Source organism: Streptosporangium becharense (assembly GCF_014204985.1).
GTDB classification, from domain to species: Bacteria; Actinomycetota; Actinomycetes; order Streptosporangiales; family Streptosporangiaceae; genus Streptosporangium; species Streptosporangium becharense.
In genome coordinates, this window is record NZ_JACHMP010000001.1 from 2,386,793 (window position 1) to 2,411,636 (window position 24,844).

20 protein-coding genes are annotated in these 24,844 nt (G+C 71.3%); 3 read left to right on the plus strand and 17 right to left on the minus strand.

All coding sequences use genetic code 11. The features are described 5' to 3' along the window. Nucleotides 1-8: 8 nt before the first annotated feature. The 4 genes from F4562_RS10215 to F4562_RS10230 form a co-directional block, all read right to left on the minus strand. On the minus strand, nt 9-431 hold the full coding sequence (locus tag F4562_RS10215; RefSeq protein ID WP_184539265.1) for a roadblock/LC7 domain-containing protein: 423 nt from the start codon (nt 429-431) through the stop codon (nt 9-11). Next, the gene (locus F4562_RS10220) at nt 428-3,586 is read right to left on the minus strand and encodes a nitrate- and nitrite sensing domain-containing protein (protein ID WP_184539263.1); all 3,159 of its coding nucleotides are present in this window, start codon (nt 3,584-3,586) and stop codon (nt 428-430) included. The genes F4562_RS10215 and F4562_RS10220 overlap by 4 nt, the downstream gene beginning before the upstream one ends. A gap of 197 nt (nt 3,587-3,783) precedes the next feature. Continuing rightward, on the minus strand, nt 3,784-5,181 hold the full coding sequence (locus F4562_RS10225) for an aminobutyraldehyde dehydrogenase (protein ID WP_184539261.1): 1,398 nt from the start codon (nt 5,179-5,181) through the stop codon (nt 3,784-3,786). A 34-nt stretch (nt 5,182-5,215) separates the two neighbouring features. After that, nucleotides 5,216-6,487 carry a glycosyltransferase gene (locus tag F4562_RS10230; protein WP_184539259.1) on the minus strand — a complete coding sequence of 424 codons (1,272 nt, stop codon included), beginning with the start codon at nt 6,485-6,487 and terminating at the stop codon, nt 5,216-5,218. 125 nt (nt 6,488-6,612) lie between these two features. Here F4562_RS10230 and F4562_RS10235 point away from each other — a divergent pair, with 125 nt between their 5' ends. Continuing rightward, entirely contained in the window at nt 6,613-7,221 is a 609-nt protein-coding gene (locus F4562_RS10235; RefSeq protein WP_184539258.1) for a TetR/AcrR family transcriptional regulator, read from the plus strand. On the opposite strand, the gene F4562_RS10240 is transcribed toward F4562_RS10235, so the two are convergent. The 4 genes from F4562_RS10240 to F4562_RS10255 are packed head-to-tail and all read right to left on the minus strand — an operon-like array spanning nt 7,215 to nt 11,056. Next, the gene (locus tag F4562_RS10240) at nt 7,215-8,285 is read right to left on the minus strand and encodes an ABC transporter ATP-binding protein (protein ID WP_184539256.1); all 1,071 of its coding nucleotides are present in this window, start codon (nt 8,283-8,285) and stop codon (nt 7,215-7,217) included. The genes F4562_RS10235 and F4562_RS10240 overlap by 7 nt on opposite strands. Next, a complete protein-coding gene (locus tag F4562_RS10245) occupies nt 8,285-9,058 on the minus strand; it encodes an ABC transporter permease (RefSeq protein WP_184539254.1) in 774 nt (257 codons plus the stop codon). The genes F4562_RS10240 and F4562_RS10245 overlap by 1 nt, the downstream gene beginning before the upstream one ends. Next, nucleotides 9,051-9,935 carry an ABC transporter permease gene (locus F4562_RS10250; protein ID WP_184539252.1) on the minus strand — a complete coding sequence of 295 codons (885 nt, stop codon included), beginning with the start codon at nt 9,933-9,935 and terminating at the stop codon, nt 9,051-9,053. The genes F4562_RS10245 and F4562_RS10250 overlap by 8 nt, the downstream gene beginning before the upstream one ends. Further along, nucleotides 9,932-11,056, minus strand: coding sequence for a polyamine ABC transporter substrate-binding protein (locus tag F4562_RS10255; protein WP_184539249.1), 1,125 nt, complete (start codon nt 11,054-11,056; stop codon nt 9,932-9,934). The genes F4562_RS10250 and F4562_RS10255 overlap by 4 nt, the downstream gene beginning before the upstream one ends. Nucleotides 11,057-11,369: 313 nt before the next feature. On the opposite strand from F4562_RS10255, the gene F4562_RS10260 reads away from it, so the two are divergent. Together F4562_RS10260 and F4562_RS10265 are read left to right on the plus strand one after the other, a co-directional pair. Further along, entirely contained in the window at nt 11,370-12,434 is a 1,065-nt protein-coding gene (locus F4562_RS10260) for a hypothetical protein (RefSeq protein WP_184854772.1), read from the plus strand. 21 nt (nt 12,435-12,455) lie between these two features. After that, nucleotides 12,456-13,433, plus strand: coding sequence for an SIS domain-containing protein (locus F4562_RS10265; RefSeq protein WP_184539245.1), 978 nt, complete (start codon nt 12,456-12,458; stop codon nt 13,431-13,433). 34 nt (nt 13,434-13,467) lie between these two features. On the opposite strand, the gene F4562_RS10270 is transcribed toward F4562_RS10265, so the two are convergent. From F4562_RS10270 to F4562_RS10310, 9 genes are all read right to left on the minus strand, one after another. Continuing rightward, complete coding sequence (locus F4562_RS10270) at nt 13,468-15,744, minus strand: [protein-PII] uridylyltransferase (RefSeq protein ID WP_184539243.1); 2,277 nt, start codon at nt 15,742-15,744, stop codon at nt 13,468-13,470. Between the two features lie 3 nt (nt 15,745-15,747). Then, nucleotides 15,748-16,086, minus strand: a complete 339-nt coding sequence (locus F4562_RS10275; RefSeq protein WP_184539241.1) for a P-II family nitrogen regulator — start codon at nt 16,084-16,086, stop codon at nt 15,748-15,750. Further along, entirely contained in the window at nt 16,083-17,405 is a 1,323-nt protein-coding gene (locus F4562_RS10280; protein ID WP_184539240.1) for an ammonium transporter, read from the minus strand. The genes F4562_RS10275 and F4562_RS10280 overlap by 4 nt, the downstream gene beginning before the upstream one ends. Before the next feature lie 493 nt (nt 17,406-17,898). Then, entirely contained in the window at nt 17,899-18,837 is a 939-nt protein-coding gene (locus tag F4562_RS10285; protein WP_184539238.1) for a sigma-70 family RNA polymerase sigma factor, read from the minus strand. 214 nt (nt 18,838-19,051) lie between these two features. Beyond that, nucleotides 19,052-20,221: an imidazolonepropionase gene (gene hutI / locus F4562_RS10290; protein ID WP_221206170.1), complete on the minus strand. Its 1,170-nt coding sequence runs from the start codon at nt 20,219-20,221 to the stop codon at nt 19,052-19,054. Continuing rightward, nucleotides 20,208-21,578, minus strand: coding sequence for a formimidoylglutamate deiminase (locus F4562_RS10295; protein ID WP_184539235.1), 1,371 nt, complete (start codon nt 21,576-21,578; stop codon nt 20,208-20,210). The genes hutI and F4562_RS10295 overlap by 14 nt, the downstream gene beginning before the upstream one ends. Then, complete coding sequence (locus F4562_RS10300) at nt 21,566-22,729, minus strand: allantoate amidohydrolase (protein ID WP_184539631.1); 1,164 nt, start codon at nt 22,727-22,729, stop codon at nt 21,566-21,568. The genes F4562_RS10295 and F4562_RS10300 overlap by 13 nt, the downstream gene beginning before the upstream one ends. Before the next feature lie 280 nt (nt 22,730-23,009). Then, nucleotides 23,010-23,696 carry an SDR family oxidoreductase gene (locus F4562_RS10305; RefSeq protein ID WP_184539233.1) on the minus strand — a complete coding sequence of 229 codons (687 nt, stop codon included), beginning with the start codon at nt 23,694-23,696 and terminating at the stop codon, nt 23,010-23,012. Between the two features lie 287 nt (nt 23,697-23,983). Next, the gene (locus tag F4562_RS10310) at nt 23,984-24,808 is read right to left on the minus strand and encodes a MurR/RpiR family transcriptional regulator (protein WP_311733859.1); all 825 of its coding nucleotides are present in this window, start codon (nt 24,806-24,808) and stop codon (nt 23,984-23,986) included. Between the last annotated feature and the right edge of the window lie 36 nt (nt 24,809-24,844).

The following is a 24,844-nucleotide window of genomic DNA, read 5'->3' on the forward strand; positions in this document are numbered from 1 at the left end:
TCACCCCCCTATCGCTGGGCCGACTGCAGTTCGGCGCGGAGCGCAGGCGTCAGCGCCTGGCCGGCGCGCTCAGTGAGCAGCGTCATCTGGTAGGCCACAAGGCCCATGTCGCAGTCCGGCGAGGCCAGTACGGCCAGCGCGGACCCGTCGCTGATCGACATGGTCAGCAGGAGTCCCCGCTGCATCTCGATCACGGTCTGAGCCACCGGTCCGCCCTCGAACACCCGGGACGCACCTTGGGTCAGGCTGATCAGGCCGGCCGTGATCGCGGCGAGCTGGTCGGCCCGGTCCTTGGGAAAGCCCTGGGAGTAGGCCAGCGGGAGGCCGTCCGCGGAGACGATCACCGCGTGTGCCACCCCGGGCATCTCCTTGACGAACTCGGTGATCAGCCAGTTGAAGCCGCGAGCGGCCTGACTGAGTTGGTTGTTCACTGCTGGTTCTCTCCCTCGGCGGCCTTGGCGCGCTCGCTCATCTCAGCGCGTCCCTGCCGCACGCCTTGCTGGAAACTGGACAGGCGGCTGCGTACCCGCTCCGCCGACACGGGCGGAACCGGAGCGGCGGGCGCGGCCGGCGCGGACGAGGCGGACCCGGGGACGAGGTTCGCCTTGGGGACCCGCTTGGGGAGCCCTGCCCCGGTCACGCCGCCGTCCGCGGGCTTCTTGGCGGCCTCCGCGGCGGCCCAGCCCTGGTCGGCCGGGGTGCTCCACGCCTGCCTGTTCACCGACGCGGGCCTGCGGGTGGGAAGGGGCGGCCGGGACTGCTGCTCCGGGGACGCGTGTCCCGGGAAGCCCTGCCCGTGCGCGGGTCCCTGCGGGGGCCCCTGGAAGGGCTGCTGCGGGGGCTGCGGTGAGAGCTGAGGGACGTTCTGCGTCTCCAACCCCTGCGGCCCTCTCTTGACACGCTGCTCCATCGGCCGCTGCAGAGTCTCGCGCCGAGGCAGGGCTTCACGCCGAGGCAGGGGCTCCCGCCGGGGCAGGGGCTCGGCGGCGGACTCCGTACCGGACTCCGCGGTGGACGCGGCGGAGTCCGTCTCGGAGTCGGGCATGCTCTTGCGGAACCAGTCGGACTCCACCGCATCGAAGATCGGCAGGAACTCCCCATCCCCGGACTCCGGGCCCGCGGGCGGCACCTCGACCACCGGGAGGGCCTGGGTGTTGTCCGTGACCTCCGGCTGCGGTGCCCACGGATCGTTCGGGGACGCCTCCGGCCAGGCCGGCGGGAAGGAGGGCGCCGGGTTCGACGTCAGGGACGAGGACCATGTGTCCTCCGCCGCGGAGGCGGACACCACCGGCTCCGACCAGATGTCCGGCCCTTGATCGGTCCCGGAGGAGGCGGGCGCCGACGTCCGAGGCGACGCGGGCGGTGCCTGGGGCGGCGTCTGCGGCGGCCTCGGAGCCAGGCCGTTCGGGGACAGGCCGTTGGGGGACGGACTGCCGGGGGCCAGGCCGTTCGGAGACAGGCCATTGGGGGACAGGCCATTGGGGGACAGGCCGTTGGGGGACAGGCCGTTGGGGGCCTGCGGCCGGGGGCCCTGTCCGGTGCCTCCGCCGAACGAGTCGGTGCTCTTCATCGCGCCGAACGGGTCCTGAGCCGGGATGGAACCGAACGGGGCCTGAGCCGGCACGGAGCCGAACGGGTCCATCGAGCCGAAGGAGGTGTTCTGGCCCGCCATCGCCAGCTCGGGCATCGACGTGGGCTGGGCCACGATCTGGTTCGGCAGGAGCACGACGGCGCTCAGGCCGCCGACCTCCGGACGCCGGAGCTGCACCCTGATGCCGTGCCGCATGGCCAGACGGCCGACCACGAACAGACCCATCCGGCGGGAGACCGACAGGTCCACCGCGGGAGGTTCGGCCAGGCGTCGGTTGGCCTCGGCGAGCTCCTCGTCGCTCATGCCGATGCCCGAGTCGGTGACCGCCAGGATGACGGCGCCCATCTCGTTGCCGTTGCTGGTCACCGTGATCTTGGTGTCCTGCGGCGAGAAGAAGATCGCGTTCTCGACGAGCTCCGCGACCAGGTGGACGATGTCGTTGACGGCCTGGCCGATGATCGAGATGCCGGACTCGACGCGGAGGGACACCCGCTCGTAGTTCTCGACCTCCGACAGCGAGGCGCGGACGACGTCGCTGAGCGGGACCGGCTCGCTCCACCGGCGGCTCTGCTCCTGGCCGGCGAGGACCAGGAGGTTCTCGGAGTTGCGGCGCATACGGGTGGCCAGGTGGTCGAGCTTGAAGAGGCTGGCCAGCCGGCCCTCGTCCTCCTCGCCCTGCTCCAGGTCGTCGATGAGGTCGATCTGCCGCTCCACGAGCGACTGGGTGCGCCGGGAGAGGTTGACGAACATCGCGTTGACGTTGTTCCGCAGCCGGGCCTCGTCGCCCGCCAGCCGGATGGCCTCGCGGTGGACCTCGTCGAAGGCTCGGGCCACTTCCCCGATCTCGTCGCGGGAAGCCACTCCGATGGAGGGCACCTCGACGTTCGGAGCCAGGTCCCCGGACTCGCGCAGCGCGCGCACCGTCTCGGGGAGCCGGGTGTCGGCCACCTCGAGCGCCTCGCTGCGCAGCTTGCGCAGCGGCCGGACCAGGGTCCCCGCCACCCAGAGAGTGATGAGCAGGATCAGGACGAGCAGGACGATGATCGTCGCACCCGAGATGATGGCGCTGCGCTGCTCGCTGCTCTCCAGTTCCTGGCTGCGGGCCACGACGGCGGACGCCAGGCTGCGCTCTTCGGTGCGCATCCCGCTGACGATCGCCGAGGAGGCGGTGTACCAGGTGTCGGCGGTCTGCACCCAACTGCGGCCGATCGGCTGCAGCGGCTTGTTCTCGCGCATGCGCGACATGGCGAGGCTTCGGATGGAGTCGGCCTGGGCGACCTGCTGCCCGCTGACCAGTTCGTCGAACCGCTTGATGTCGCCGGCGGACGCGGTGGCCCGGAAGGCGTTCACCTCGCTCTGCTGGCTCCGGTAGGCGCCGAGGAGGTCAGCCGTGTCGTCGAAGTCGAACTTGCGGTCGAGGAAGCTGACGAGGAGGGTGCCCCGCTGCCTGGCGACCTGCTCCTTGGCCCGGCTCAGCGCGCCCAGGGCGAGCGCGTCACCGATGAGACGTTCGTCACCACCGCTTCGACCGAGGTCGTCGTGGAGCGTGAGGAAGTCGTTGATCATCCGCGAGTACATGCTGAGCGCCGCACGCGGCAACACACCGCCGCGTGCGTCCATCGGCTTGCGCAGACCGGGCAGGCCCTCCAGCCAGCGGCGGACCTGGGCGACCTCGGCCTCGACCCGGGCGCCCTGCGACGGCTCAAGGGCGTCGATCGCCTTCAGGACCTGGCCACCGATGCGGTCGACGACCGCTCGCTGGTCTCTGACCCTGGCCACTCGGTTGCGGTTGCCGAAGGCGATGTTCCAGGCGGTGAGGTCACGCTCCTCCCCCATCTCGTGGGCGAGGGTGCCGAGGGAATCGACCAGCGAGGCGACCTGGCTCATCCGGCGGTACTCGCTGGCGGTGGCGAGCGCGGAGGTCAACTGGAGGCCGGTGAGCAGAACGGCTGCCGCGGTGGGGAGCAGGATCAGCGCGACCAGACGGGGACGCACACGCCAGTTCGCCGGCAGGAGTCGGCTGCCCACCCCTGACGCGCGGTGGCTCCGGCGGTCTTGTGTCATCACTGGCCTACGTAACCCCTCGCCGGATTTGGAAGCGGCGAAAGCAATTTGAGCACATCCTTTATGTCACTTCGAATGGAGTAGATACCGATATATCCGTACAAAACGGACATTTGACATCAAAGTTTTCAGGCTGGCCGGAAGGAATCCCTCACCTCCGGAACCTGGTGCTTGATCATCAGGTGACGGGTCACAGAGTATTCCTGCACCGCCTCCTGACTCATGTCTTTGCCGAAGCCGCTTCCCTTCACCCCGCCGTGCGGAGCCTCCGAGGCGATGGGCAGGTGGTCGTTCACCCAGGTCACGCCCACGTCCAGCCGGTGCGAGACGCGCAGCGCCCTGGCCACGTCGTTCGACCAGACCGAGGAGGCCAGACCGTAGGGGGTGTCGTTGGCCAGCCGGACCGCCTCGTCCTCTCCGTCGAACGGCAGAGCCACGAGCACCGGGCCGAAAAGCTCACCCTGGACGATCTCGCTGTCCTGGCGGGCGTCACCGATCAGTGTAGGCGGGTAGTAGAACCCCGGGCCGTCGAGGGGAGCGCCGCCGCAGAGCACCGAGGCCCCGGACCGCTCGACGAAGCCGTGCACGCGGTCGCGGTGCGCGGCGGAGATCAGCGGGCCGATGTCGGTGGACGGGTCCCACGGGTCACCGACCCTGATCTGCGCCAACGTCTCACGGAGCGCCTCCGTCGCCTCGCCGTACACCTCACGGGAGATGTAGACGCGCGTCGCGGCCGTGCAGTCCTGGCCGGTGTTGTAGGTGGCGCCCATGGCGACGCCCCTGGCCATCTCGGCCAGGTTCGCGTCGCCGAAGACCAGCGCCGGGGCCTTGCCGCCGAGTTCGAGGTGGACCCGCTTCAACGAGCCCGCCGCCCCCCGCATGACCGCGCGGCCGGTCGCGGTGGAACCGGTGACGCTCACCATGTCGACGCCCGGGTCGGTGACCAGGGCCTCGCCCACCTCCGCGTCGCCCAGGACGACCTGGAGCAGGCCGTCCGGCGCGCCCGCGCGGGCGAACAGCTCGGCCAGCCGGAGCGTGGTGCCCGGCGTCTGCGGCGCGGGCTTGATGACCACCGCGTTCCCCGCGGCCAGCGCGGGACCGATCTTCCACACCGCCATGACGAGGGGGAAGTTCCACGGCGCGATCGAGCCGACGACGCCGACCGGACGGCGGACCAGCACCGAGGTGTAGCCGGAGCTGAGCACCCCGGCCCCGGTGCCGTCCAGCGAGCGGGCCGCACCGGCGAAGAACCGGAGATTGTCGGCCGCGAACGGCAACTCGCCGTCGCGGAACACCGCCGCGGGCTTGCCGGTCTCGGCGACCTCCAGCCGGGTCAGCTCCTCGGCGTCGGCCTCGACGAGGTCCGCGAAGCGCAACAGCACCCTGGCCCGCTCGGCCGGGGTGGCCGCGCTCCACTCCGCGAAGGCCGCGCGAGCCCGCCGCACGGCAGCCGACACCTCCGCCACGGGGGTGTCCGCCACCTCCGTCAGGAGCTCTCCGGTTGCCGGATTGATCAACTTACCCATGGAACTTTCCTCATCGTGGTGGTGCGGGGAACCGTCAGGCGCCGGCCTGCTCGATCAGGTCGGCGGCCTTGCGCAGGCCGTCCCGCCTGCGGATCTCCTCGCCGGCGGCGGCCAGGCGCGCGCGGAGCTCGGTGTCACCGAGCAGCCGCTCCAGCGCGCCGGTCAACTCCTCGTCGGTGAAGGCGTAGGTGGCCAGGCGCACACCGTAGCCCAGCTCGTGGACTCGCTGGGCGTTGTCGTACTGGTCCCAGAACAGCGGCAGCAGGATCATCGGCTTGCCGAAGTGCAGCGCCTCGGTGGTGGTGTTGTTGCCGCCGTGCGTGATGACCAGGTCGACCATCGGGATGATCTTGGTCTGCGGCACGAACTCGGCGCCCCACATGTTGTGGGCGAGCTTGATCTCCTCATGGAGCGGGCCCTTGGACACGATGAAGCGGTACGGCGTGGTGGCCAGCACGTCGATGACGCGCTGCATCAGGTCGACGTCGGCCGAACCGAGCGAGCCGAGCGAGAAGTAGACCAGCGGGCCGTCCTGCTCCGCCAGCGAGGCGGGGAGCTCGAAGGCGTCGTCGGTCTCGCGCACCGAGGAGTCGAGGCGGTGCCAGGTGCCGTCCAGCGGCCGGGCGTCGACGTAGTCGAGGATCTCCGGGTAGACGTAGAGGTTGAGGTCGCCCTGGTGGATGAAGTCCAGTTCGGGCAGGGCCGGGGCGCCCTGGGCGACGACCCACTCGTTGAAGGCGGTCCACATCTCGCGGTGGGTGCGGTCGTACTCGGCGCGGAAGGCCTCCCACTCCGAGCGGTCGTCGGCGGGCAGCCCGGAGAACACCGGGGCCACGCCCTCGCCGCGCACCTCCAGCGGGTTGCAGGAGACGATGCGGACGAACGGCTTGCCGGCCGTCAGCAGCGCCGGGAAGGTGATCACGTTGTCCTCGACGATCACGTCGGGCCGGACGCGCTCGATGATCGACCTCAGCTGGGGCTCGCAGTACTTCACGCCATCGATAAGCGACTCCCAGATCGGCTTGGTGACCGTCTCCAGTTGCTCAAGAGTGGATTTGCGGTATTCCGGGGCGGTGTCCCGGATGAAGTCCTTCCAGAACTGACCGGCGTCCTGCTCCTCCTCGGTCGGAGGTGCCAGATCGACCAGGTCCTCCTCGAATCCGAGGGCCGTCAATTTCCCCTTCCAGGAGGCCTCGGCCGCGAAGACGACACGGTGACCGCGCTTACGGAGAATGTCACCGATGCCGATGCAGTTGTTCGTCGGCCCGTAGGCACTCTCCGGCATGAACAGGATCGTGAGAGACATCGCGCCTCCATGCGCCGTGGGTTTTGTGCTTTTGAAGAATGGTTCAAATCATGGCTAGCAAAAATGCCGGGAAACGGTCACTATGGACCCCGGCACAGAGTGTGGTTTTCAACGAGCGGGGGATCATGACGCGCAAGGGACGGGCGGATCGACGCCTGGATCTCATCGCGGCCGCACATCGGGCGATCATCCGGCACGGCACCGAGGGCGTGCACCTCAACCACGTCGCCGAAGAGGCGGGCCTCACCTCCGGAGCCGTGCTGTACCACTACCCCAGGCTCAGCGAGCTGCTGGTGGACGCCCATCACTCCGGGCTGGAGCGCTTCTACGAGCAACGCCTCAAGCGGATCAGCGGCATGCGCGACCCGGCCGAGAAGCTGATCGTGACCGTCCGCTCGGGGCTGCCGCACGGGCCGGACGACCCGGACGTGCGGCTGCTCAACGAGCTGGGCGGAGCCGCGCACCGCAACAGGATGTACGCGCTGCTGCTCACCACCCTCTACGACCGTCAGGTCTCGCTCTACCAGAGCATCCTGGACACCGGGGCGGCGCTGGGGACCTTCACGTTGTCCGACGACTCTCTCGTCATCGCCCGTAACCTGGTCGCCCTGGAGGACGCCTACGGTTACCGCATCACGGCGCGCCACCCGGTGATCGGTCCGGCGGAGGCGGCGGAGCTCATCCTGGAGTACGCCCGGACCGCCACGGACCACCCGCTCAAGACATCTCATTGAGGGATCAGCACCCCGTCCGGTTCGGCCCAGCTCAGGGCCACCGAGGACCCCGCCCTGACCTTGGTGGCCCCCTGGGTGGCGACCAGGACCGGCACCGGGTGCCCCTCCACCCGTACCGAGACGTGCGAGATCCCGCCGTAGAAGCTGACGTCCACGGCCTCGCCGCGCAGCACGCCGCCGTCGACCACCTTGAGCTGCTCGGCCTCGTCGGTGACCTCGGTCGCCTCGATCAGCCTGATCCGCTCCGGCCGTACGGCGAGCAGCGCGGGCGTCCCCGCGGGCAGGTCCGGCGCGCCGGGCAGCACGCCCAGCCCATCGGCGGCCAGGCCGCCCGCGGCCACCTGGCCCTCGAAGAGGTTGTTGGCCCCGACGAAGTCGGCGACGAACCGGGTGGCCGGGCGCTCGTACAGTTCCACCGGCGCGTCCACCTGCTCGACCCGGCCCGCGCTGAAGACCGCGATCCGGTCGGCCAGCGACATGGCCTCCTCCTGGTCGTGGGTGACCACGACGAACGTGATGCCGACCTCGTTCTGCAGGCGCTTGAGCTCCAGCTGCATCTCCGCGCGGACCTTCTTGTCGAGCGCGGAGAGCGGCTCGTCCAGCAGCAGCAGGCGGGGCCGCTTGACGATCGCGCGAGCCAGGGCGACCCGCTGCCGCTGACCACCGGAGAGCTGGTGCGGCCTGCGTCCGGCCATCGCGCTCAGGCCGACCTTCTCCAGGACCTCCTCCACCCGCCGGCGGACCTCGGAGCGGGACACCTTCTCCCGCTCCAGGCCGTAGGCGATGTTCTTGGCCACGGTCATGTGGGGGAAGAGCGCGTACGACTGGAACATCAGGTTGATCGGGCGGCGGTGCGCCGGCTGGCTGAGCAGGTTCTCGCCGTCGAGCGTGACGGAGCCCTCGTCGGGGAACTCGAAGCCGGCCAGGATCCGCAACAGCGTCGTCTTGCCGCATCCGCTGGGGCCGAGCAGCGCGAAGAACTCGCCCTGCCGGATCTCCAGGGAGACCTCCGACAGCGCCGTGACGTCACCGAACCGGCGGCTGACACCGTTGATCTTCAGCATTAGGACAGCGACTCCGTCAGTCGGGTCATCCGCTGGGTCACGATCACCGCGGTGAAGCTCACCGCCAGCAGGACGGTGGCGAGCGCGTTCACCTCCGGAGTGATCCCGAAACGGACCATTGAGTAGATGACGATGGGCAGGGTCGGGGTGGTCGGCGCCGAGGTGAAGAACGCGATGACGAACTCGTCGATCGACAGGGTGAACGCCAGCAGCGCGCCCGCCAGGATCCCCGGGGCCAGCTGCGGCAGCGTGATGCGCAGGAACGTGGTCAGCGGCGGCGCACCCAGGTCCCTGGACGCCTCCTCCAGGGAGGTGTCGGCGTGGGTGAGCCGGGTGCGCACCACCGCGGTCACGAACGCCATGCCGAACACCGTGTGGGCCAGCAGCACCGAGTGCAGGCCGAGGGTCATCTTGACCGCCGCGTAGAACACCAGCAGGCCGATGCCGAGCACCAGGTCCGGCAGGATCGCGGGCAGCACGCTGAGCGCGTCCAGCAACCGCGACCTGGTGTGGCGGGCCAGGCCCACCGCCAGCAGGGTGCCCAGCACCGTGGCGAGCGCGGTGGAGCCCACGGCCACGATCAGCGTGTTGACCAGGCCCTCGCGGATGTTCGCGTTCCGGACGAGCCTGCCGTACCAGTCGAGGCTGAATCCCTCGAAGACGTAAGGCGAATCGCCGGAGTTGAACGACATCACGATGAGCACGATGATCGGCGTGTAGAGGAAGACGTACGACGCCCAGAAGGGGACGTACAGCAGGCGGGGTCTACGCACGTCGGGAACTCCATGCCTGTGCCAGCAGCAGAACGATCAGCACGACGAGCAACGCCAGCGTGAGGGTGGCTCCGAACGGCCAGTCGCGCGCCTTGAGGAACTGGTCCCTGATCACGTTGCCGACCATGGTGGAGCGGCCGCCGCCGAGCAGCTCGGGGATGATGAAGTTGCCGAAGCTCGGCACGAAGACGAACAGGGAGCCGGTGAGCACACCCGGCAGGGTCAGCGGCAACGTCACCGAGAAGAACGTGCGGACCGGGCCCGCGCCGAGGTTCGCCGAGGCCTCGCGCAACTGCGGGTCGAGTTTCTCGATCGCCGCGTACAACGGCAGGATCATCAGCGGCAGGTACGAGTAGACCAGGCCGGTGACGACCGTGCCCTGGTTGTAGAGCAGCTCCAGCGGCTTGTCGATCAGCCCGAGGTCCAGCAGGGCCGAGTTGACCAGTCCGGGACCGCTGAGCAGGACGACCCAGGCGTAGATGCGGACCAGGAAGTTGGTCCAGAAGGGCATGACGATCACGACCAGGGCGATCGTCTTCCACTTCTTCGGAAGCTGGGCGATCAGGTAGGCCGTCGGGTAACCCACCAGGAGGGCGATCAGGGTGGCGATCGCGGCCAGCTTGAGCGAGCCGAGGACGACGTCGCGGTAGAGCGAGTCGTCAAGCCGGGCGAAGTTCTCCCACGTGAACTCGTAGACGATCCCGCCGAACCGGCCCCGGCGGAACACCGTGTAGCTGACGATCAGGCCCAGCGGCACCACGACGAAGGCGACCAGATAGAGCAGGCCCGGCCCGAGGAAGAGGAGTCTTCCCAGGGCATGCGACCGGCGCGCCCGCGAGGTCGCGGACGCGCCGGTAGCGGTGGTGGAGCTTTTCACTGCTGGGCCGCGACCTCGGTCGCCAGCCGGGTGAACTTGACCGAGTCTTCCCCGAGGTCGACGATCGACTCACCCTTGAGCAGGTCGGACGGGCTCATCTGCAGCGGGGCGTTGGCGGCCTTCAGCTTGGCGTCCATGGCGTCCATGGCGGCCTTGTTCGGGACCTTGTAGAGGATGTTCTCCGCGGCCCAGCGGTGGATCTCCGGGTCGAGGATGTAGTTGATGAAGGCGTGCGCCGCCTCCTTGTTCTTGGAGGACTTCAGCACGACCATGGTGTCCACCCACAGGTCGCTGCCCTCCTTGGGCACGACGAACTTGATGTTCTTCTCGGAGGTGGGGCACCAGCCGTCCCAGGCCTCCACCATCACGGCCTCGCCGCTCTTGAGCTTGTCGCCGAAGGTGGTGTCGTCGTAGCCGAGCAGGTTCGGCTTGGCCGCCAGCAGCTTCTCCTTGACCTTGGCCAGGTCGTCGTCGCTCCTGGTGTTGACCGACATGCCGAGCGCCTTGATGGCGGGCAGGGCCAGCCAGCGCTCGGTGGTCATCATGGTGACCTTCTTGACCGCGTCGGCCGGCGGGCTCAGGATGTCGTTCCAGCTCGTCGGCGGCGTCTTCACCAGGTCCGTGCGGTAGCAGATGCCGGTGGTGCCCCAGGTGTAGGGGACCGAGAAGACATTGCCCTTGTCGAAGGCGAGCTCCTTGGCCTCGGGGTAGAGGTTGGCGAGGTTCGGGATGAGCTCGGGGTGCAGCGGCTCCAGCAGACCGGCCTCGTTGAGCGCCTGGGCGTACTGCCCCGAGACGAACGCCACGTCGAGACCGGTGTCGGCCCCGCTGGTCAGCTTCGCCATGATCGCTTCGTTGGTGTCGTGGAGAGTGACCTTGAGGTTGGTCTTGAGCTTCTCCTTGACCCTCTCGGGAAGGTCCTTGGGCGTGTAGTCGGCCCAGACCGAGATGGCCACGCTCTGCTTCGACAGGTCGGCGTTGGGGTCGAGCCGGGCGGACGAGGCACCGGCGGCGGGCGCGGCGGTGTCCGCGGCCTCCCCGCCACATGCCGAAACTGCGAGCGCGAGCCCGGCCGCCAGGGCGGCAGCCGGAAGACGACGGGTGAACCGAGTGCGGGACACGGCCGCTACTCCTTCAGAATCCAGTTTGCGTGGGGTAGACCGGCCGTAGGGGACACGGCAGACCAAAGCAGGAGTGTTGCAGTCAACATTAACTTGAGCAAGACTTTTCACGACATCACCCCTGGAAAGTTTGGCTTGTTTGTTGAATCGCTGTTCAATCTGGGATCGGCTGGACACGGTCCCGCAGGCCGGCGACGGACGGACCACCGCGTTCGTCACAGCTCTGACCTGCGATGTCCCTGCCCCGTTCACCGTTCGCCGGTTCCATCCGCTCCCCGCCCCCTTCGTGGCCGGTCGCTCAATCGTCAGTCAATTGTCGCCGATCTCCGGGGATGATCGGGCGACCGAGCGGGGCTTCGACGTCGATCAGACCAATCACTCGGTGGTGGTCGGCGGGAATGTGGTCGTGAAATGGCTCACACCTCCCGCTCCGCTCCCCCAGCCGACGCCCGAGGTGTTCGCCCATCTGACATCGGTCGGTTTCACCGCCACCGCCACGCCGTACGCGTCCCTCTCACGCCGCGACGACGACGGCACCGAGCGGTTGCTCGCGCTGGTGACGGCCTACCTGCCGGACGCCGCGGACGGCTGGGAGTGGTGCGTGGACGAGGCCGTCGCCGGCCGCACCGCCTTCGCCGCGGACCTGGGCGTCCTCGCCGCCGACCTGCACGCCGCGATGGCCACCCCGTCGCCGGCCTTCCCCGACCCGATACGGCACCCGCCGGAGACGTCCGGGGACGCGCACTCCGGCGACCCGCGGGAATCCGGGGACCTCGGCGGCGACGCGACCCCGTCCCGGGGCCACGCGGGAGGTCCCGGGGAGCATCCGTGGTCGGTGCGGGCACGGCAGGCGCTGGAGGAGGCGCTGGCGCTGACCGACGGCGAGGACGGCGACTGGCTGGCCGAGCACGCCGGCACGCTCCGCGCCGGGTTGGCCCCGCTGGCCTCGGCGGGCACCGGTCCGCTGATCCGCATCCACGGCGACCTGCACGTCGGCCAGATCCTCCGGTGGCGGGACGGTTACGCGGTGATCGACTTCGACGGCAACCCGACCGTCACGGGCGCCGACCCCTTCCAGCCCGCGGCCCGTGACCTCGCCCAGCTCACCACGAGCGTCGAGCACGTCGGTCAGATCGCGGTCAGGCGACGCGACGCCGACCCCGCGGCGACCGGTGAGTGGGCCGCCGCGGCCGGCGCCGCCCTGGAGTCCGCCTACCGCAAGCGGCTGGCCGAGCTCGGCCGCTCCGCGCTCCTGGACCGCTCCCTGTTGCGGCCCTTCGAGATCGAGCAGGAGTGCCGCGAGCTCATCTACGCGGCCCGGCACCTGCCCCGATGGCGTTACGCCCCGATGGGCGTCCTACGGTCCAGGTACCGGTGAAGGAACACTGAAGGAGAGCATGTGAACCCCGAGCTTTATCTCGCGGACCTGGAGGCGAAGCCCGCCGCCCTGGCGGAGCTGGCGAGCGCTCTGGAGGCCGGCGACCCGTTCGCGGGCATCCCGGACGGCATCCGGCGGGTGCTCTTCCTCGGCATGGGCAGCTCCCGGTACGCGGCCCGGGTGGCCGCGCTGCGCCTGCGGGCGGCGGGCGTGGACGCGGTCGCCGAGTACGCCTCGGCGTCCCTGTCCTACCCGGCGGACCCCGGCACGCTGGTCGTGGCGATCTCCGCCACCGGCGGCAGCCGGGAGACCCTCGACGCGGTCGCCCGCCACCGGGGCCGATCGTTCGTCCTCGCGCTGACCAACAAGCCGGGCTCGGCCGTCACCGAGGGGGCCGACCTGGTGGTCCCCATGGTCGCGGGTGAGGAGCGCGGCGGCGTGTCCTGCCGAACCTTCCAGCACACCCTCGCCCTGCTGCTGGCCCTGGGGGGCCGTCTCACCGGCCGCTCCGCCGCCGGCGGCTTCGACCGGGACGTGCCCGCGCTGCTGCGCCGCACGGCCGAGGCCACCGCCGACCTGCTCGACCGGCGCGAGGAGTGGCTGGAGCCGGTGGCGACCCTGCTCGACGGCCCGGACGGCGTCTACACGATCGCTCCCGCCGAGCGGTTGTCCTCCGCCGAGCAGTCGGCCCTGATGCTCCGGGAGGGGCCCCGCAGGGCGGCCGACGCCTGCGAGACCGGCGACTGGGCCCACGTGGACGTCTACCTCACCAAGACCCTCGACTACCGGGCCGTCCTGTTCCCCGGATCCCGTTACGACGAGCAGGCCATGGAGTGGATCCGCGAGCGCGCTTCCACCGTCCTGACCGTCGGAGGCGAACTCCCGGGGGCCAAGGCGTCCGTGCGCTACCGCCACGACGACGACCCCGACGTGGCGCTCCTGACCGAGACCCTGGTGGCCGAGCTGGTCGCCGCCCGGTGGTGGCTGGCCGCATCCTGACCGGTCACCGGGCGACGCCGCGGCCGGTGCCGCCCTATCGCAGGGCGGCCAGCACGTGATCCCGGACCTGCGCGCGCTGAACCTCGTCCGTCAGCGGGCGGCCCGCCCGGTCGACCACGTAGAAGACGTCCACCGCCTCCGCGCCGAGCGTCTCCACCCGCGCGGCCCGCACGTCCAGACCGCACTCACCGAACGCCCTGCCGATGCGCCACAGCAGCCCAGGACGGTCGTGAGCACGCACCTCGACGACCGTCGCGGTGCTGGAGGCGTCGTCCACCAGCGTCACCCGGGGCGGCGCCACCGGAACCCGGCCCGGCCGCGACGACCTGGTCCGCCTGGCCAGGCGCTGCTCGATGTCGAGGCGGCCGGCCAGCACCAGCCGCAGGTCGGCCTCCAGGGTCGCGGGGTCGGGCGGCGAACCGTACTCCGGCACGACCGAGAACTCGATCACGGCGGTCGAGCCCGCTGAGGCCGCCGTGGCGGCGCGGACCACCATCCGGTGCGCGGCGAGCACCCCGGCCGCGCACCAGAGCAGCCCGGCCCGGTCCGGCGCGACCACGGTGACCGCTCCCCCGTTGACCCGGACGGCACCGCCGCCGTGGCGGGCCAGGGACGCCTGCTCCGCCGAGAGCGAGGGTGCGGGCGGCGGCGGAGTGCCCGAGAGCACCGAACGGACCCGGCGCACCAGGTCGGTGACCAGCGACGCCTTCCACGAGTTCCAGGCGGCCGGCCCGGTGGCGTGACCGTCGGCCACGGCGAGGGCCGCCAGCAGCTCCAGAACCTCGCGGGAGCCCACCGCCCCGGCCACCCGCGAGATCGTCACCGGGTCGTCCAGGTCACGGCGGGTGGCCGTCTCCGGCAGCAGCAGATGGTGGCGGACCACGGTCTCAAGGATGTCGACGTCCGCCGGGGACAGGCCCAGCCGGGTGCCGATGTCGCGGGCGACCACGGCGCCGGTGGTGGAATGGTCGCCGGGATAACCCTTGCCGATGTCGTGCAGGAGCGCGGCGATGAGCAGCAGGTCGGGCCGGGAGACCTCACGGGTGAACGACGCGGCCCCCGCCGCCGCCTCGATCAGGTGCCGGTCGACGGTGTAGCGGTGCACCGGGTTGCGCTGTGGCCGGTGCCGCACCCGCTCCCAGTCGGGCAGCAGGCGGACCAGGATGCCCGCCTGGTCCAGTTCCTCCCAGACCGGCACCGCGGCGCGACCGGCGCCCAGCAGGGCGACCAGGGCGTCACGCGCCTCGTCAGGCCAGGGCACGGGGAGCGGCGGCGACTGAGCGGCCAGCGCGCTGACCGTGGCGGGCGCCAGCGGCAGCCCGGCCTCCGCCGCCGCGGCGGCGGCGCGCAACACCAGCACCGGGTCCTCGCGCGGGCTGACCCCGCGGGCGAGCACGACCTCGCCGCCGTGCTCGACGACGCCGTCGGCGAGCGGCCGGCGGCCCCGCGGCGTGGGGCCGGTCAGCAGCCGGTCGACGGTGCGCCAGGTGGCGTCGAAGGAGTGTGAGATCGTCCTGGCGGCCTCGGCGAGCCTGCGCATCAGCGCCTCGGCGTCGAGAAGACCCAGGACGCCGGCCACCGCGTCCTGCTCCTGGAGCACCAGGCGGTCGGCACCCCGGGCGGTCACCAGATGCAGGCCGTGCCGGACGTCGAGCAGCAGTTCGTACGCCTCGCGCACCCTCGGGCCCGGAGCGGAGGCGACCCAGGCCGCGGCCACGGCCTGCATCGCCTGGACGTCGCGGAGGCCGCCGCGCGCGTCCTTGAGGTCGGGTTCGAGGAGGAACGCCAGTTCCCCGCTTGACTCGGCCCGTTTGTCCGCGGCCTCACGCAGCTCACCCAGGCGGCGCCGGGAGTCCGCCCGCCACTCGGCGAGCACGATCTCGCGCGCCGCGCGGGTCAGCTCCGGATCTCCGGCCACGTGCCGGGCCTGGATGAGCCCGAGGACCGCCTTGAGGTCCTCCCGGGCGACCTTGGCCGCCTCCTCCACGGTGCGCACCGAGTGGTCCAGCCCCACCCCGGAGTCCCAGACGGGATACCAGACACGGTCGGCGATGCGTGCGATGTCGTCACGGCCGTCGTGGAGCAGCACCAGATCCAGGTCGCTGCCGGGCGCCGGCTCCGAGCGCCCCAGGCTGCCGACCGCGACGAGCGCGACCCCGCTCAGGGCGCCGCGCTCGTCGTTCCTCGTCATCCCCCCGTTGGACCCGTACGGCGAACCGCAGGCGGCGCGGAGCAGGTCCGTCAGCCAGCGGTCGGTGTCCGCGGCCCGCTCCCTGCGGGCCGCGGCGTACGAGCGGGTGTCGCCTCTCACCGGTCAGAGCGCCTCGGGTCCGCGTTCCCCGGTGCGGACCCGGACCACCGTGTCCACGGGAACGGACCACACCTTGCCGTCACCGATCTTGCCGGTCTGCGCGGCCTTGACGATGACGTCGATGACGTCGTCGGCGTCGTCCTCCTCCGCGAGCACCTCCAGGCGGACCTTGGGCACCAGGTCGACCTGGTACTCGGCACCCCGGTACACCTCGGTGTGACCGCGCTGGCGGCCGTACCCGCTGGCCTCGCTGACCGTCATGCCCTTGATGCCGAACTGCTCCAGGGCGGCCTTCACGTCATCGAGCTTGAAGGGCTTGATGACCGCGGTGATGAGTCTCATGCGTCCACCTTCTTAGACGCCGGGGCGGGAACCGGACCGCTGACGGCGGCCACGCCGGAGGAGTGGATGGTGCCGAGGTCGTAACCGGTCTCGGCGTGGGTGGTGATGTCGACGCCGGTGATCTCCTGCTCCTTCGTGATGCGGAAGCCCATCGTCTTGTCGATGACCTTGGCGAGGATCCAGGAGACCGCGAAGGAGTAGGCGCCCACCGCGACCGGGCCGAGCACCTGCACGCCCAGCTGGGAGATCGGGCCGCCGTAGAGGATGCCGGTCTGCTGCGCGGTGTCGGCGAGCGGGTAGGCGGAGACGAAGCCCAGCGCGACCGCACCCACGACACCGCCGACCATGTGGACGCCGACCACGTCGAGGGAGTCGTCGTAGCCCAGCTTGTACTTCAGGCCGACCGCGTAGGCGCAGGCGACACCGGCGACCGCGCCGATCAGGAACGCCGCCCAGGGGTCGACGAAACCGCAGGCCGGGGTGATCGCGACGAGGCCGGAGACGGCGCCGGAGGCGACGCCCAGGGTGGTGGAGTGGCCGTCGCGGAGCTTCTCGACGAGGATCCACGCGCCGGCCGCGACCGCGGTGGCGATCTGGGTGTTCATGAACGCCAGGCCGGTCGTGCCGTCCACGGCGAGCTCGGAGCCCGCGTTGAAGCCGAACCAGCCGAACCACAGCAGGCCCGCACCCAGGAGGACGAGCGTGAGGTTGTGCGGCCGCATCGGGTCCTTGCGCCAGCCGACCCGCTTGCCGATCACCAGCACGACCGCCAGGGCCGCGGCGCCGGCGTTGATGTGGACGACCGTTCCTCCGGCGAAGTCCTCGATGCCGAGGTTGCTCAGCCAGCCGCCGCCCCACACCCAGTGCGCCACGGGGAAGTAGACGAGGGTCGCCCAGACGATCGCGAAGACGACCCAGGCGCCGAACTTGACGCGGTCGGCGAGCGCGCCGCTGATCAGCGCGACCGTGATGATCGCGAAGGTCATCTGGAAGGCGGAGAAGACCAGGCTCGGCATGCCGGTGCCGTCGTCCTTGGTGGCGGTCTCGACCATGCCGCTCAACCCGAGGTTGTCGAGCCCACCAATGATCTTGTTGAGGAATCCGGAGCCGTCGCCGACGGCGTCGAAGGCCAGCGAGTGGCCGTAGAGAACCCAGGCGATCGTCACCACGATGATGCTGACCCACGACATCATCATCATGTTGAGAACGCTCTTGGCCCTGGTCATGCCCCCGTAGAAGAACGCGAGACCCGGGGTCATGAGCAGGACGAGCGCGGTGCTCATGAGCATCCAGGCTGTGGAGCCGCTGTCGATCTCCATGCGAAGCGACCCTCCTTCCAATTGGCGTGTTGCCGGTTTCACATCGCAGTGGGCGCTTCCAGGGCTCCGTCGACCGGCCGCGCACTGACGTTGCGCCACAGCGTGTTCTTCCGCCGTTTCAGGGCGCGACCTTGCGTGTTTCACATCTGTGAAACTCGGCCGAAGGGTGTTTCGCCCGTGTTTCGGAGGTGACGCCCCCGGCCGGAAGGTGACCGTAACGGGGCTCGGGCGGGCGGGCGTCGCGCATGCCGCAGCGGGCTCGGGCCGGCGCGGTGTGGGCCAGTGAGCCGGCGCGGCGTGGGCCAGTGAGCCGGCGCGGCGTGGGCCAGTGAGCCGACGCGGGTCACCGTCGCGCATCCGCAGCCGGGCTCGGGCCGCAGCGGGCTCGGGCCGGCCGCGGCACGGCGGGACAGGACGGGACGCGGGCGAACGTGAAACGCGCTCCGGCGCGGCCCCCTGCGGGGCCGCGCCGGAGCGCGTGGAGAATCGGAGGTCAGGCGGCGGTGGCCATCTTCCGCAGCCGGGCCAGGGCGTCGCGCTCGATGCGCCGGGCACGGTCGCGGCCGATGCCGTAACGCTCGCCGACCTCGGTCAGCGTGTGCTCGCGGCCGTCCATCAGACCGTAACGCCAGCGGAGCATCTCGCGGGTCTGGCCCTCGAGCCCGGTCAGCCACTCCTCCAGGCGCTCGCGCTCCAGGATGTCCATCGCCTGCTGCTCGGGATCGGCCCACGTCTCGTCGGCGATCATGTCACCGAGCTCGGTCTCGTCCTCGTCGCCGACGCCCAGTTGGAGGGAGATGGGATCGGCCGCCCAACGGCGGAGCTCGCGCACCCGCTCGATGGGGAGTTCGAGCACCTCGGCCAGGTCGGCGTCGGTCGGCTCCTGGTCCAGCTCCGCCAGCATGTCGCGGCGGACCCGCATCAGCCTGGTCATCTGCTCACCGGCGTGGGTGGGCAGCCGCACCGGCCGGGCCTGCTCGTGGATGGCCCGGCCCACGGACTGGCGGATCCACCAGGTGGCATATGTGGAAAACTTGTATCCGCGCCGGTAGTCGAACTTCTCGACCGCGCGGACCAATCCCAGGTTGCCCTCCTGAACCAGGTCGATGAGGGGCATTCCCCGCCCCGAATATTTGCGCGCGACCGCCACCACAAGACGTAGATTGGCCTGGATGAATTCGTCCTTGGCCCGCCGCCCCGAAACGGCCAGTCTCTCAAGCTCCTCATCGGCGGCGTCCGCGATCCGCGGCTCCGTCAACCCGCCGTCCAGCAACTGCTCCGCGAAGAGGCCCGCCTCGATCCGCTTGGCGAGTTCGACCTCCTCCTCCGCGGTGAGCAGGGGAACCCGCCCGATCTCCGCCAGGTAGGTTCCAAGCAGGTCCCGATCCGAGACGTGCTGATCCTGCGTCCGATTCCCCGTCGGCCTTGCCATCCGATGGCACCTCGCTCCGCCTGCTTATGACATGCCCGCACGCTCGTTCAATGCCCCGTGCGTGCGGACAGGTCGCTTGACTTATCAACGGCTGGATCAGGGCAAAGATTCCCTCAAGGAGTACGCCTGGAGAATGGTTCTGAATTCCTCCTCAAGGAGGATGCCCCCCAGGTATGCCATGACAAGGCGTGCGGCTTCCCCAGGTGCCGGAGGCTCAAACCACCCGGCGCCCCTCCTTCCATACCTGCGTGACCAGCGGTACCCCGGGGCGGTACGCCAGATGGACGTAGGTCGGAGCGTCCAGGATCACCAGATCCGCGCTGCTCCCCACCCGCAGCGTGCCGACGTCGGCGCGGCGCAGTGCTCTGGCTCCGCCGTACGTGGCGGCTCTGACCGCCTCCAGCGGCGTCATCCGCATCTCGCGGACCGCCAGCGCCACACAGAACGGCATCGAGGAGGTGAAGGACGACCCCGGGTTGCAGTCGGTGGCCAGCGCGACCGTCACCCCGGCGTCCAGCAGGCCGCGGGCGTCCGGGTAGGGCGAGCGGGTGGAGAACTCCGCACCGGGCAGCAGGGTGGCGACCACCCCCGCCGACGACAGCGCCTCGACGTCGCCCGCGGTCAGATGGGTGCAGTGGTCGGCGGAGGCCGCACCCACCTCGGCCGCGATCCGGGCCCCCGGGCCGGGACCGAGCTGGTTGGCGTGGACGCGCGGCAACAGCCCGGCCTTCACCCCGGCCAGGAGGATCTCCCTGCTCTGGTCGGCGTCGAAGGCGCCGCGCTCGCAGAACACGTCCACCCACCGGGCGTGCGGCGCGCAGGCGTCCAGCATCTCCCCGGTGACGGTGCGGACGTAGTCGTCGGCCGAGGACGCGTCCGGCGGCACGACGTGCGCACCCAGGTAGGTGGTCTCCTGCGTGAAACCCCGCGCGATCTCCAGAGATCGCCGTTCGTCCTGCACCGTGAGGCCGTAACCGCTCTTGATCTCGACCGTGGTGGTCCCCTGGGCGAGCATCTCGGAGACGAGGGCGGCCGTGCGGGCCGCCAGCTCGGCGTCGGTGGCGGCGCGGGTCGCCGCCACAGTGGTACGGATGCCGCCTGCCGTGTACGGGCGTCCCGCCATCCGGGCGGCGAACTCGGCCGTGCGGTCACCGGCGAAGACGAGATGGGCGTGGCTGTCGACGAAACCGGGGATCACGCAGCGTCCGGCCACGTCCACCCGCCGGTCGGCGGCCGGGACCGCCACCGCCGGCCCGACCCACACCACCCGGCCGTCCTCGATCACCAGGGCCGCGTCCTCGATCTCCTCGCGCGCCGGATCCCCGGTGTAGAGCAGGCCGATGCCGTCGAAGACGGTGCTCGCCGGCCCCTCACCGTTCCTCATGTCTCTTCTCCCCCCGCGCCTCGGCGATCGTCTCGGCGAGCATGGCGCCCACATCGCCGAGGATGTGGCGGCCCTCGGTGACCACCCGCCTGCCTCCCGACACCACCGAGTGCACGTCGGCGGCCGTCGCCGCGAAGACGACGCTCTCCACGGCGTGCCCCGGGGAGGCACCGGCCGTGCGGGCCGAGTCGAGACGCACCGACACCAGGTCGGCCCAGGCCCCCGGCACGAGCATGCCCGCGCCGGGGAAGCCGAGCGAGTCGTGCCCGGCCACGGTGGCGGCGTGCAGCAGTTCGGCGGCCGAGAAGTGGCCGCGCTGCTCGGTGGCCAGCCGCTCGTCCAGCTCGACCGCGCGGGCCTCCTCGAACATGTCGATGACCGCATGGCTGTCGGAGCCGAGCGTGATCGGCGACCCGGCGTCGAACAGCGCTCTGGCCGGGCCGATGCCGTCGGCGAGGTCGCGCTCGGTCGTGGGGCACATGCACACGTGGGTGCGGGAGGCACCGAGCAGGGCGATGTCCACGTCCGAGACGTGCGTGGCGTGCACGGCGGTCGCCCGGGGGCCGAGCACCTCGTGCTCGGCGAGCACCTGGACCGGGCTGGCGGCGTACATCTCCACCGCGGCGGTGTTCTCCGCCCGCTGCTCGGAGACGTGGGCGTGCAGCGGGACCGCGTGGTGCCGGGAGAACTCGCCGACCACCGGCATCTGCTCGGCCGGGACCGCCCGCACCGAGTGCACGGCCACGCCGATCTCCACGTCCCGCTCGCTCCGGTAGTGGGAGAAGAGGCCGGCGACCCGGGCCGCCCACCTCTCGGAGTCGCCGTCGCCGAAGCGCAACTGGACGCCGCTCAGCGGGGTGTGGATGCCACCGGTCAGGTAACAGGCGTCCAGCAACGCGATCCGCAGGCCCGCCTCGCGCGCCGCCTGAATGAGGGCGTGTCCCATGGCGTTCGGGTCGTCGTACGGTGTGCCGCCGGGGGCGTGGTGAAGGTAGTGGAACTCCCCGACGCAGGTGATCCCGGCCAGCGCCATCTCGGCGTAGACGGCCCTGGCCAGCCTGAGGTAGGAGTCGGGATCGAGCGTGCCCGCCACCCCGTACATCTGCTCGCGCCAGGTCCAGAAGGTGCCCTTCTCCCGCTGCGTCGCCCCGCGCAGGACCCGGTGGAAGGCGTGGGAGTGGGCGTTGGCCAGCCCCGGCAGGGTCAGCCCGGCGAGCCGCACCGCCCCGGCGGGCGGGTCGGCCACGCCGGGGACGACTTCAGCGATCATGGAGCCCTCGACCTTGACGAGGACCCCGGCGACGACCTCGCCCGGCGGCAGCCAGGCCAGCTCGCACCAGTAGTTCACCGCGTGCACAGATCCTCCAAGACCGAGGCGAGAGCCGCCACCCCCGCGTGACAGTCGTCCGCCTCGGCGTGTTCGTCCGGGGAGTGAGAGATTCCCGTCGGATTGCGGACGAACACCATCGCGCTCGGCACGCCCGCGGACGCGAGGATTCCTGCGTCGTGCCCGGCCCCGGTCGGCAGGGCCGGTGCTCCTCCGGCCGCGGCGGCGACCCGCTCCCTGAGCGCCACGTCGAAGTCGACGACCGGGGTCCACGACTCGGCGGTGACCTCGGCGCCGGAGAACTCGGTCAGCTCGGCGACCAGCGCCCCGACCTCGGCCTCGTCACCGCCCCGGGCGTCCAGCCAGGCGGCGACCAGGCCGGGGACCGCGTTGGCGTTGTTCGGCGACACGCGGACCTTGCCGAAGGTGGCGACCACCCCGCGGCGTTCCGCGGCCTGACGGGCGTGCAGGACGGTCCGGGCGAAGGGCAGCATCGGGTCGTCGCGGTCGGCCAGGAGCGTGGTGCCCGCGTGGTTGGCCTGGCCGTGGAAGTCGAAACGCCAGCGACCGTGCGGCCAGATGGCCGACGCGACGCCGACCGGCGCGCCGCGGTGGACGAGGCCCCGGCCCTGCTCGACGTGGAGCTCGACGAAGACGCCGACGTGTCGCAGGGTTTCGTCGTCGCGGCCCAGCGCGTCCGGATCGCGGCCGGCCCGGCGCAGCACCTCGGCCAGCGAGTCGCCCCCGTCGTCGAGAAGGGCCCGTGCCCGGTCGGGGTCGAGGAGGCCGGTCAGCAGGCGGGAGCCGACGCAGGGGACGCCGAACCGGGCCCCCTCCTCGTCGGTGAAGCAGGCCACTCCCAGCGGACGGCCGGGCCGGACGCCGCGGGCCCGCAGCAGGTCGAGGGCGGCGAAGGCCGACACCACGCCGAGTGGGCCGTCGAAGGCGCCACCCTGCCGGACCGAGTCGAGATGGCTGCCGGTGACCACCCCCGGCCGGGCCGACGGGTCACCCCACCAGGCCCAGAGGTTGCCGTTGCGATCCTCCCGCAGGTCGAGGCCGCGCCGGGCGGCCTCCTGACGGAACCACAGCCGTAGCTCCATGTCGGCGGGTGACCACGCGTCGCGCAGGTAGCCCCCGGTCCGGGCGTCACGTCCGAGGTGCTCGATGGCACCCCACATCTCGTCGAACACCCTCCCATTATGTGAATGAAACCATTCATTGGCGAGCCCGGAGTCCCCTGCTTCCGGCGCGGGCCCCGCCCGCGCCTCGACCACGTCCCGCATGGACCGGCGCCGCCGGGCGGAACGGTGGCGCGGGGCGGAACGGTGGCGCGGGGCGGAACGGTGGCGCGGGTGGGACGTGCTCCGCTGAGGCGGCCCGGCCGGAGCCGTCCTGCCGGGAAAGCCTCCGCCGGCCGGGGCCGTCCGGCCGGGAGAACCTGAGCCGGCCGAGGCGGGCTCAGTTGGGGGAACCCCCGGCCGGCCGGACCGTGATCTCGGTGATGTGGGCGTCGGGGGTGGCGGTCACGGCGGCCACCACCGCCCGCGCCACCGAGTCGGGGGCGAGATACTTCTCCGGCTCGTAGGCACCGCCCTCCTGGGCACGCAGCCCCCGCTGCATGTCGGTGTCGGACCGCCCCGGATAGACCGTGGTCACCCGGAGCTCCCGTTCCTCCAGGCGGAGCCCGTCGGCGAAGGCGCGCAGCGCGAACTTGCTGGCCGAGTAGGACGTCCAGGCGGGGTTGGCCCGCTGCCCCGACCCCGAGTTGATCAGCACCACGTGCCCACGGGCGGCGCGCAGCGCGGGCAGCAGCAACCGGGTCAGCTCGGCCACCGCGACGACGTTGACCTCCATCGTGCGCCGCCACACCTCGGCCGGGGTCTCCTCGATCCGGCCCAGGGTCATCACGCCCGCGCTGTGCACCAGCACGTCGAGCCGGTCGATCCCGGCGACGTCGGCCCCGGTGACGGAGGTGAGCTCCACCGGCCAGGGTCGCGCGCCCGAGAGCTCCGCGCACATCGCGGCCAGCGCCTCGGCGTCACGGCCGCCGAGCAGCACGTCGTACGTCGGGGCGAGGGCCCGCGCGACGGCGGCCCCGATCCCCCGGGAGGCTCCGGTCACCAGCGCGGTCGGGCGTGCAGACATGCCGATCACCCTACTCGGGGCGGGACACGACCGATCCTGCGCCTACGGCCTCCGGCCCGATGCCGGCCCCGATGCCGATGCCGATGCCGGTGCCGGTGCCGGTGCCGACCCCGATGCCGGCCCCGGCACCAACGGCGACGGCGACGGCGACGGCGACGGCCCTGCGCCGACCGGTGGGCTCGATCGAACGGGGCGCCGGCCAGCCGGGCTGGACGGGCCAGACGGGCTGGACGGGCTGCCGGTCGGTGGGCCGGGCCCCCGGAAGGCGCTCCCGCGCGTCCTCGCCGTCAGTCGAGATGGTCGGTGAAGACCCCGGCCTGGTCGATCATCCGCTCGTACTCCTCCAGCCGGGCCTGCGTCCGCAGCGGCGCCGCGTCGGCCATCGCCTCCACCAGCACCATGGCCAGCGCCAGCGGTGCGGCGTGCGAGTCGAAGACCAGGCGCTCGCCGACGGGTGCGGCGAGGATCTCGTCGGCCTCGAAGGGCACGTCCCGCCGGTCGGTGATCACCGCTGTGCGCAGGCCGAGGTCACGCGAGGTCCGCAGGGCCTGCACCGCCTCGGCCGGGTAGCGGGGCAGGATCACCGCGACCAGCCAGCCGGCCCCCGCCCGGCGGGCGGCGTGCAGGCCGTCCGCCAGCTCGGAGCCACCGTGGGTCAGCAGCCGGACGTCGGGGTGGATGCGGCGGGCGAAGTAGGCGAACGTGGTGGCCAGCCCGCTCGACACCCGCAGGCCCAGCACCGGCAGCGGTTCGCACCCGGCCAGCTTGGTGCCCAGGTCCGTGACATCGGAGGGGTCGTTCAGGCTCTCGCGCACCGCACGCAGGTTCTCGATCTCGACGTCGATCGCGGCCTGCAGGTCGTTGGCCCCCGACGGGCCGCGTCCGCCCACGACGAGAGGCCGCAGCGCCTGCTTGAGCTCGGGGTACCCGGCGAAACCGAGCGACATGGCGAACCTCGTGACCGACGGCTGGCTCACCCCGGCCCGGTCGGCCAGCTCCACGCTGGACAGGAAGACGGCCTCCGACAGGTGGTCGCCGATGTAACGGGCGATGCGCCGTTGCACGGGCGAGAGCCGCCGGCCCTCCAGAAGCTGATCGAGTCCGTCCCCCACGCCCCCTCCAACCTCCCGGCCGCCCACGGGCATTCC